The following is a 10,509-nucleotide window of genomic DNA, read 5'->3' as shown; positions in this document are numbered from 1 at the left end:
CCCTTTGGTCCGTAGACATCATGCGGTATTAGCAGTCGTTTCCAACTGTTGTCCCCCACCTAAAGGCATGTTCCCAAGCATTACTCACCCGTCCGCCGCTCGTCAGCAAAGTAGCAAGCTACTCTCTGTTACCGCTCGACTTGCATGTGTTAGGCCTGCCGCCAGCGTTCAATCTGAGCCATGATCAAACTCTTCAATTAAAAGTTTTTATGTTCCGAAGAACAGCTCAATGAATTCTGAATTTATTTAATATCTTTCGATATTGAATTGACTGTGCTGAATAATTACTAAAAGTAATTATTCTGTTGGTCACTCAGTTTCAATTGAGACTCTAAATTTTTTGCGTCATCTAGCGAACTAGAATCTGCTGTTAGAACTCAATCTGTACGAGTGCCCACACAGATGATTGCTTTATATTGTTAAAGAACGTTGCGACGTTGTCGCTAGGGATGCGTATATTACATCCTTTATTTTTTGAGTCAACACTTAATTTTAAATTTTCTTTTTCAAGAAATTATAATATTAAGTTTTATTTAACTCTCTAACTAGCTGATGCCCCGCTGTGCGTTGCGCTCTGCCGTGTCAGTGGGGTCGCATTATAGGGAGATCCGAAAACAGATCAACCCTTTTTTGCGATCTTTTTGAAAAAAAGGACTATTTGAACATTTTTAAAGCAAAGTGCGGTATTTTGCTACAAAAAAAGGCTCTAATGAGCCTTTTTTACCTAACTATAAATTTCCAACCTGCTTTAGATTGCTGCTTAGACTCAAGCTGGAGCTCACTTGCCATTAATGGATGTGCATTTAGCCAGTCACCTTCGAATGAAAGTACTAACACTTCATTATTAACAGATAACTGTAATTTTGGTAATACATCATCTTGACGACGCATTGATAAAATCACAGAGATCCTGATCAACCTTGTTAAGTACTGTGCGAGCTTTTGATGACAACCTAAATGTTGAAACATACCTTTTTGCAAATCAGCGCGATGGGCATTTGCTGCAGCAACAATTAACTTATGCTCTGATTGTGAAAAACCCGGCATATCGGTGTTTTCTAAAATATAGGCGGTATGATTTTGGTACTGCTTATATTCAATGAGTAAGCCTATCTCATGTAAATGAGCAATCGCTTTCAATAATGCAAAACCGTTTGGTGCTAGCTCAGGCCACGGCTGACTCACTTGAAGTGCTAACTGATGACTTAACTCAGCAACACGATTCGCTTGTTTTTGATCTACATGATAACGACTCATAAATGCATCGATTGTGCGCTTACGAATATCGTGGTTATGAAGCTCAGGGATCATGCTATATAAAACACCTTCTCGCAGTGCTCCACCAGCTAGACCCATTTTTTCAATTTCAAGTGATTCAAATAATGCTATTAAAATTGCAAGCCCTGAAACAAAAACTAACCTTCTTTCTTCACTTAGTCCTGGTAAGTCCAGCTCAGCAATCGTGCTAAAGGAAGTCGATTGTTTTTTTATTTCAAGTAACTTATCAAGACTTAGTGTTTCATCTAGTGATTGCGCAACCATAATTTCTTGGATTGCTTGAACAGTACCTGACGCACCTGAAGCTACTTCCCAACCAGCTATTTTATAACTTGGGGCTATTTCATCGATTACGACTCTGGCAGCTTTTATCGCAGCATCAAAGTTAGCTTCGCTTAATTTTCCATCTTTGAAATAACGCTCGAGATAAGTTACGCAGCCCATATTAAGGCTTTTATAGTGAAGGGCATCAAACCCTTTCCCTATTACAACTTCAGTACTTGCTCCACCTATATCAATAACTAATTGACGGCCACTACAAGACGAAGTGTGTGCTACCCCTTTATATATGGTACGCGCTTCGAGTTCACCACTGATAACATTTATCTTGTGAGCAAGAATTTGTTCTGCTTTTTGTTTAAATACATCGGCATTAGTTGCCAACCTTAATGTAGCAGTTGCAACAATGGTAATGTTGGCTTTAGGAATATCCTGTAGTCGCTCAGCAAAAAGCGCTAGGCACTCCCATCCTCTTTGCATTGCTTCAGTACTTAATTCATTATTTTCGTCAAGTCCTGCAGCTAATCTTACTTTGCGTTTAACGCGGCCTATTGTTTGTAAGCCGCCAGCAATTGATTTGGCAATTAGCATATGAAAGCTATTTGAGCCCAAATCAATTACTGCATAAACATTTTTTTGCGGTTTAAGTTGCCCCACCGTTCAAAAACCTCTAGTTACTACTACGACTATACAACGGTCGAAAATTACGACCGTGCTTTTTGGTAACTATTGTTTGGTCTACGTCCGTTGTTATTACTACGATTACGAGGGCCTGTCGAATAGTTGCGCTTTCTATGAATAGTAGGCTTAGTTACATCATCAAGCAATGCACTTTTATCATAATGTGATAAAGGAATGCTATGTTCTATATATTCTTCTATTTCATGAAGGTTATAAGCATATTGCTCACATGCAAAACTAATTGCTTTACCTGATGCACCTGCGCGGCCTGTTCGACCGATACGATGAACGTAGTCTTCACAATCATCTGGTAAATCAAAGTTAAATACATGACTCACTTCAGGGATGTGTAATCCACGAGCAGCAACATCTGTTGCAACTAGAAAATCAAGATCACCTTTAGTAAATTGCGCTAGAATTGATTGGCGCTTTTTCTGATTTACATCACCAGTCAACATACCAACACGATGTCCGTCTTCTTTAAGCCATGCGTACACTGTTTCACAGCTGTGCTTGGTGTTGGCAAAAACAATGGCTTTATCTGGCCACTCTTCTTCAACTAAAGTGAGAAGTAACTTGATTTTGTCTTCTTGAGATGGCTGGAAAAGTTCTTCTGTAATTCGCTTACCGGTTTTTACATCTGGCTCAACTTGAACGTGCTCTGGATTAGTCATATGTTCGAAGGCTAATTCTTGTACGCGGTATGATAGCGTTGCAGAGAACAGTAAGTTTAGTCGCTCAGCAGTATCTGGCATACGACGGAACATATAACGAATATCTTTTATAAAACCTAGATCAAACATACGATCGGCTTCATCAAGCACTACAACTTCAATTTCATTAAGGGTATAGCAGCCTTGCTTATACAAATCGATAAGGCGGCCTGTAGTACCAATTAAAATATCTACGCCTTTTTCTAGTTGCGCACGTTGTTTTTCATAATCTTCGCCACCATATACTAAACCTAAGTTAAGATTACAGTGTGGCGCTAAAATTTTGGCATCTTTGTGGATCTGAATCGCAAGCTCCCGAGTTGGGGCCATGATCAGGGCTCTTGGATGTTTACTAGGTGCTTTGCTAGATTGTAATAACCGATGGCATGTGGCGGTTAAAAACGCCAACGTTTTACCTGTACCTGTTTGTGCTTGACCCGCAATATCGCGGCCATCACAAATAAAAGGTAGGCATTTAGCTTGAATGGGAGTGCAATATTCAAACCCATTTTCGGTTAAACCGGTAACCACTTCCGGTGCGATAGCAAAGTCTGAAAACTTTTTATCGGTCAAATGTGTCTTAGTCATAGCGTTTAAGCATAACGTTTAAACTTGCAATAAGAAACAAGAGTGTTTAAATACGCATTAAATAATTCGCCTAACTTATCGGAGAGCGCAATGAGCGAGAAAATTATTCAATTAACTGACGATGGCTTTGAAGCTGACGTATTACAATCAGACAAGCCTGTATTAGTTGATTTTTGGGCAGAATGGTGCGGACCTTGTAAAATGATCGCCCCTATTCTTAATGAAGTAGCAGATGAGTTTGATGGCCGCGTTGTTATCGGTAAACTAAACATTGACCAAAATGCTGGCACTCCACCAAAGTTTGGTATTCGTGGTATTCCAACGTTACTTCTTTTTAAAGATGGCCAAGTTGCAGCAACTAAAGTTGGTGCACTTTCTAAAACTCAATTAGTTGAATTTTTAGAAAACAATATCTAATACATATTGAAAAAAGGGCATTTTGCCCTTTTTTTACTTTTATTTTGTATAAAGACTGGACGCTGGGCCAGTGAACTGCTAGTTTATAAAGCCAACTAATCCTTAGTTTACCAACAAACCTCTCTCACTAATCAATGTCGATTATATGAGTATGATAACTGTAATAAAGAACCCACCAATATGCATTTACGCGAATTAAAAGACAAGTCGATCAAAGAACTTGTAGACTTAGCTGAGTCCATGGGGCTCGAAAACGTAGCCCGCTTAAGAAAGCAAGATATCATTTTTGCTATCCTTAAGGCCCACGCCAAAAGTGGTGAGAATATTTTTGGCGGCGGTGTATTAGAAATCTTACAGGATGGTTTTGGTTTCTTAAGATCATCAGAAGCCTCTTACTTAGCCGGTCCTGATGACATTTATGTATCACCTAGCCAAATTCGTCGTTTTAGCATGCGTACTGGTGACTCAATAATGGGTCTTATTCGTCCGCCTAAAGACGGTGAACGTTACTTCGCTCTACTTAAAGTAAACGAAGTAAATTTTGATAGACCAGAAAACTCTCGCACTAAAATTCTTTTCGAAAACCTAACCCCACTACATGCAAACGAACGTTTACGTATGGAACGTGGTAACGGTAGTACAGAAGATATTACTGCGCGCGTACTTGATTTAGCTTCACCGATTGGTCGTGGCCAACGTGGTTTATTAGTAGCTCCGCCAAAAGCGGGTAAAACAATGCTGCTACAAAACATTGCTCAATCAATTACTTATAACCATCCAGATGCAACATTGATGGTATTGCTTATTGATGAACGCCCAGAAGAAGTAACTGAGATGCAACGCCTAGTAAAAGGTGAAGTAATTGCATCTACTTTTGATGAGCCAGCAAGCCGACACGTTCAAGTAGCTGAAATGGTAATCGAAAAAGCAAAACGTTTGGTTGAACACAAGAAAGATGTAATCATTTTACTCGATTCAATTACTCGTTTAGCCCGTGCTTATAACACTGTTATTCCTTCGTCAGGTAAAGTACTTACCGGTGGTGTTGATGCTAACGCATTACACAAACCAAAACGATTCTTTGGTGCTGCACGTAACGTTGAAGAAGGTGGTAGTTTAACCATTATCGCAACTGCACTTATCGATACCGGCTCTAAGATGGATGAAGTAATCTACGAAGAGTTTAAAGGTACTGGTAATATGGAATTACACTTGAATCGCAAGATTGCTGAAAAACGTGTTTTCCCTGCCATTGACTTTAATCGCTCTGGTACTCGTCGCGAAGAACTTCTTACTAAGCCAGTTGAACTACAAAAAATGTGGATTCTGCGTAAAATTGTTCATGAGATGTCTGAAATTGATGCGATGGAATTCCTAATCGATAAGTTATCGATGAGTAAAACCAATGATGAATTTTTTGATTCAATGAAACGTCAATAGATCTTACGATGTTTAAAAAAGCCCGTTTACGCGGGCTTTTTTGTTGCTGATTTTTCTAATTCAATAATTAGTTGAGTTACCAGCACTTCTATTTGCTCAAAAGCTAGCGTATCACCTTTGTGCAACAGTGCTTTATCTAGTTTTAGCGCTTGTTCAGCAACATTATCCACTGCAAAGACTTTCGCAGCACCAAGAATTCGATGGCTATCTTGCTGTAATTCGTTAAAGTCTCGCAGCTGTACATGTGTTGCAAGTAATTGCGACTCTTGTTCAAAGCTGGCAATAAAACTGCTACGTAAATCTGCCATACCCACATCTTTAACTACCGAACTAGCGTCATGTCTCTGCTGTAAGTGCTTAGCAATAGTCTGATAAAAAGTACACTTATCTATAGGCTTGCCTAGATAACCGGTAAAACCATGTGCAATATAATTCTCTATTTCATGACTCATAGCATTAGCGGTCAATGCGTAAACAGGATTATTAAAACCGCATTGCTTTAATAATTCTAAAGCACTCAAACCATCCATTATAGGCATTTGTATATCAAGTAATACAATGTCTGGAAACTCACTTAAACATTTCTCTACAGCTTCTTCACCATTACTTGCAGCAATCACATCTAAGCCTAGAGATACTAAATAGCGAGTGATTAAACGACGGTTATCTGGATGATCTTCTGCAAGCAATACTTTACCCTGCAGCCTGGGCTTATTAGCTTGTTGATTACTTTCTTTAAAGTCTTCAGCAGCGTACTGCTTACAAGGTAGGTTAAATGTAAACTCACTGCCTTTGTGTTGTTCACTCAATACGCTTATATAACCGCCCATCATCATTGCTAATTGTTGAGAAAGCGATAACCCAAGACCTGAACCACCAAAACGTCGGCTAATTGTATTGTCACCTTGTTGAAAACATTCGAAGACCATTTTTAATTGTTCTTCACTCATGCCAATCCCCGTATCAACAACGGTAAATTGCACGCCATTTTCAGTGTTAACTACCTTAAGAGTTACTTTGCCTTGCTGAGTAAATTTAATTGCATTGGTGAGCAAGTTAATCAGTATTTGTTTTACTCGCATTAAATCAAGCTTAACCCAGTAGCTATCATCCAATTGGTTATCAAACACTAAAAACAAACCTTTTTGCGATGCTTGCGCTTGGCTCATTGTATAAACATCATTAAGCAATTGAATTAAGTCAAACTTTGTTAAGTTCAACTCAAGACGATTCGCTTCAATCTTACTAAGGTCGAGTACATCATTAATGAGGTCTTTTAAGTGATCACTGTGTTTTTTGATCACAAACAACTCGTCTTGTAGCTGCTGAGGCTCATATAAGCCGTTAATTAAATCGTCTGTTTGACCTAAAATCGCTGTTAAAGGCGTGCGAATTTCATGGCTTATATTAGCAAGAAACTGGCTTTTAACTTCGTTAGCAGCTCGTAATTCTTGAGCAACAAATTGCAATTCTTGGGTGCGCTGCTCAACTTGCTCTGCTAACTGTATTTTTGCCCTTTTTTCTACAGCCCGACGATAAATTGCAATACCACACATAAGCACTAAAAACACCACAATAGCTAATAAAATAGTAAATTGAGAGCGTTTTTCGATTTGTAACTGTTGTAAGCTACGCTCTTGTTTTAATTGCTGTATCTCTTGGTTTAGTCGATTAGCTTCAGACTGTGATTGAAATACATTTAATGCTTTTACAATTTCTTCGCTAGTCATACTTCTTTGATAATCAATAAACTGCTGATGTAAGTCTATTGCTTTTTTAAAATCCCCAAAGCCAGCACTTAGTAATGCTTCGATCCCTAAACCATCTTTTACTCGCATTTCACTTTTGTATTCTTTTGCTAAAGTAATAGACTGCTCTAGATTTTTTTTGGCTTCTACTAAGTTTCCTTGCACTAGCTGTATCTTAGCAAGTACATGTAAAGCCGCGAGTAACAGTGATTTATTATCAGCTTCGATTGCAAAGCGCTGAGCTGACATTGCATGATAAAGTGCCGTATCTAACTCATCTATTTTAAGATTTAAATTCGCTAAATTGTTATGTCGACTAGATAGCTGATAGGCGTCATTAACACTTTCATAATAGCGTAAAGCAAGTTGATAATAATGTAATGCAAGTTGATTACGCCCTGATTCATCATAAGCAACCCCCATATTGCCATAGGCTTGCGCAATACCATCTTTATCATCCAGCTGCTGAAAGACTTCTAAAACTTCTCGGTAAATTTCAAGAGCCGAATCATAACGTGCAAGCGGAATATACACACCAGCAATATTGTGCAGTATATCGGCTTTATCTTGGGCACTCCCCTCTGTTTCATAAATTTCTTTTGCTTTTTGATAATACTCTAGTGCAAGTTCCATGTTATACATATCAAAATACGCAAGCCCTATATTACTCAATAAGTTTGCTTGTTTTATACGGCTATTAAGTTGTGTGACTATATTAAGTGCTCGAGTATACTCAATGACTGCTTGCTGAACTAAGCCCTGATAATAATAAGCCACACCTTGCATTTTTATTGCCCTGAAGTGCTGTTCAGGTTGATTTTTTAAACTGGTGTTTTGTTCAAGTAATCTATAAAAAGAAATGGCTTCTGAGTAATCATTTTCAGAAAAAGCACGTTTCGCCATAGCTGCATAGATTACGACTTTTTGCTGATTTGTGAGTTGTTTAGTACTAAGTAACTTGTTTGCTATTGATTGTTTTTTAGACCAATCATCAGTTTGTTCGAATTGCTCTAACAAAGATATTGGGGGCTGAGCAAAACTACCTTTAGAATAAATACCAAGCACAGCAATAGCAGCAATAAAGAGTAGATGCTTAAACTGACCTAGCATAATTGTGTCCTTGGTTTTAACCGTTAAAACAATAATCGCACCGCTAGAAAGTTGTAAAACATTCCATTGCGCATTTAAATATAATAATGTACTCAAGATACACTATTAACTAGAGTGCAAACAATGCTTAACCCACTGATAGATGAGATTTTTGAACGAATTCTGACAAAGCGGGTTTGGAAGGTTCATACTTTAGCGCTGGAATTAACTAATAACGGTACAATAACGACGCTAGATGAAGACCCTCATCGTGATTTATTTAAGCGTAATTTTTTAATTATGAATGCCCTGTTTCAGTTACAAAAACAATTGGCGCCCGCTCAATATCTACAAATTGCCAGTTTGCATATAGAACTTTTTGAGACGCCACAGAGCAACTCTTTAAGCCAAATAGACTCTCTTAGAGATTACTACTTAAACTGGCAAAATTATGATACTTCAATAACAGAAATTGAAGCTTTACTAGATGGGTTTTGGCAAAAATTTAACAAGAAAAACGAAAGTAAACAGCAACTTGATCCCCATAAACGCAATGCTTTGCTCAAACAATGGCAGTTAGCAGAAGATGCGACATTAAAAATGATACAAAAACGCTGGCGACAATTAGCATGTCGATATCATCCAGATAAATCAGCAGAAGATGAAGAGAAATTTAAACGTATTAGGGAAGAATACGAGCAGCTTAAAGCCAGCTGCTCAGTCGTTCAAAGTAATTAGCGAGTTAATCGACGGGCACGGATTTTACGCCCTTTAATATTACCTTCAGTTAATTTGCGTAATGCCGGTTTGGCACAATTGCGCTCAACCGCAACAAATGCGACGTTATCAAGTACATTGATTTTACCAACTTGACGCCCGGCAACACCCTCTTTGCCCGTTAGTGCGCCTAAAATGTCTCCGGCACGGACCTTTTGCTTTTTACCTGCATCAATCATTAATGTAGCCATTTGCGGCTTATATGGTGGCTTTTCTAATAAGCTAAACGGTGGTAACTGCTCAGGTAAAAAATCACACTCGTAATGATCGCCAATTTGCGCGACCTTAAACTGCTCTGCATCGCCGTAAATTGAACATGCAATGCCTTTTTTACCCGCACGGCCAGTACGACCAATACGGTGAACGTGTGTTTGTGGGTCATGTGCTAAGTGATAGTTAATAACCATATCCATATCGTCAATATCTAAACCACGGGCAGCCACATCGGTAGCGACCAAAATAGAGGCGCTTTTATTAGCAAAGTGGATAAGTGTTCGCTCGCGTTCTCGCTGCTCTAAATCACCATGTAATGCTACTGCACTAAAGCCTTCTGCAGCTAAATCATCACATACTTGTTGTGTTTCTACTTTGGTATTACAAAACACTACACAGCTGGTTGGCTGGAACTTCAACAATAATAACTTTAACGTATTAAAACGCTGTTTATTATTTTCCATTTTATAAAAGTACTGTTTAATAGTACTTTTTTCTTGTTCTTCTTCCACTTTCACCATAACAGGATTAGTCAAAACACGTTTAGCAACCGCTTCTATCGCACGTGGAAAAGTTGCACTGAATAGTAATGTTTGCCGCTGTTGTGGAATGCAATCAATAATGGCATCTAGGGTATCTTGAAAGCCCATATCAAGCATTTGATCAGCCTCATCAAGAACTAGAGTTTCAACATCATCTAACCGTAAAGTGCCCTTACGAATATGATCATCAACACGCCCTGGTGTGCCAACGATAATGTGCGCACCATGTTCAAGCGATCCTATTTGGGGGCCGATAGAAACACCACCACACAAAGTCAATATTTTAATATTGTGTATGCCGCGAGCAAGTTTACGCATTTCCACGGCAACTTGTTCGGCCAACTCTCTCGTTGGACACAACACTAAAGACTGAATACGAAAACGCTTAACATTAAGTTTCGATAATACACCTAAACTAAACGCAGCCGTTTTACCTGAGCCTGTTTTAGCTTGTGCAATGATATCTTTCCCTTCAAGCACAGGCGGAAGACTCTGCGCCTGCACAGCCGTCATTTGGCTATAGCCTAGAGTAGATAAATTATCGACCAAACCAGAAGGTAAAGCGAGAGAAGAAAATGCAGTTGCAGTCACAATTATTTCCAAACAAAAAAGTTAACTAACAAGGATAAAAATTTACCTTGTGATTATTGCGCTAATAATAGCAGAAATAGCTATTATCGACCATTAACAACGTTTGTTATAAATTATTCAATAAAGCTATTGTAAATAAAATCTATTTTCATT

General features: G+C 38.6%; 7 protein-coding genes and 1 rRNA gene. 3 read left to right on the top strand and 5 right to left on the bottom strand.

Features of this window, described 5'->3' with window-relative positions:
* From AAEU30_RS10185 to rhlB, 3 genes are all read right to left on the bottom strand, one after another.
* A 16S ribosomal RNA gene (locus AAEU30_RS10185) occupies nucleotides 1-200 on the bottom strand; the annotation flags it as partial.
* 520 nt (nucleotides 201-720) lie between these two features.
* Nucleotides 721-2,214 carry a guanosine-5'-triphosphate,3'-diphosphate diphosphatase gene (gene gppA, locus AAEU30_RS10180; RefSeq protein ID WP_421960403.1) on the bottom strand — a complete coding sequence of 498 codons (1,494 nt, stop codon included), beginning with the start codon at nucleotides 2,212-2,214 and terminating at the stop codon, nucleotides 721-723.
* 47 nt (nucleotides 2,215-2,261) lie between these two features.
* Nucleotides 2,262-3,539 (bottom strand): ATP-dependent RNA helicase RhlB, encoded by a 1,278-nt coding sequence (gene rhlB / locus AAEU30_RS10175; RefSeq protein WP_421960402.1) that lies wholly within the window; start codon nucleotides 3,537-3,539, stop codon nucleotides 2,262-2,264.
* A gap of 90 nt (nucleotides 3,540-3,629) precedes the next feature.
* Between rhlB and trxA the strand changes: the two genes are divergently transcribed.
* Both trxA and rho read left to right on the top strand, forming a co-directional pair.
* Nucleotides 3,630-3,956 (top strand): thioredoxin TrxA, encoded by a 327-nt coding sequence (gene trxA / locus AAEU30_RS10170; protein ID WP_058561197.1) that lies wholly within the window; start codon nucleotides 3,630-3,632, stop codon nucleotides 3,954-3,956.
* 180 nt (nucleotides 3,957-4,136) lie between these two features.
* Entirely contained in the window at nucleotides 4,137-5,396 is a 1,260-nt protein-coding gene (gene rho, locus AAEU30_RS10165; RefSeq protein ID WP_421960401.1) for a transcription termination factor Rho, read from the top strand.
* Nucleotides 5,397-5,422: 26 nt separating this feature from the next.
* On the opposite strand, the gene AAEU30_RS10160 is transcribed toward rho, so the two are convergent.
* Nucleotides 5,423-8,254: a tetratricopeptide repeat-containing hybrid sensor histidine kinase/response regulator gene (locus AAEU30_RS10160; RefSeq protein WP_421960411.1), complete on the bottom strand. Its 2,832-nt coding sequence runs from the start codon at nucleotides 8,252-8,254 to the stop codon at nucleotides 5,423-5,425.
* 123 nt (nucleotides 8,255-8,377) lie between these two features.
* On the opposite strand from AAEU30_RS10160, the gene AAEU30_RS10155 reads away from it, so the two are divergent.
* Nucleotides 8,378-8,971 carry a DNA-J related domain-containing protein gene (locus AAEU30_RS10155; RefSeq protein WP_421960400.1) on the top strand — a complete coding sequence of 198 codons (594 nt, stop codon included), beginning with the start codon at nucleotides 8,378-8,380 and terminating at the stop codon, nucleotides 8,969-8,971.
* Here the strand turns inward: AAEU30_RS10155 and dbpA are convergent.
* A complete protein-coding gene (dbpA, locus tag AAEU30_RS10150; RefSeq protein WP_421960399.1) occupies nucleotides 8,968-10,356 on the bottom strand; it encodes an ATP-dependent RNA helicase DbpA in 1,389 nt (462 codons plus the stop codon). The two genes, AAEU30_RS10155 and dbpA, sit on opposite strands and share 4 nt — an antisense overlap.
* Nucleotides 10,357-10,509 lie beyond the last annotated feature (153 nt).

Origin of the sequence: Pseudoalteromonas mucoides (genome assembly GCF_049257175.1) — a bacterium.
Lineage (GTDB): Bacteria > Pseudomonadota > Gammaproteobacteria > Enterobacterales > Alteromonadaceae > Pseudoalteromonas.
Note: the sequence above shows the minus strand (reverse complement) of the source record. Positions and strands in the feature narration are given on the sequence as shown.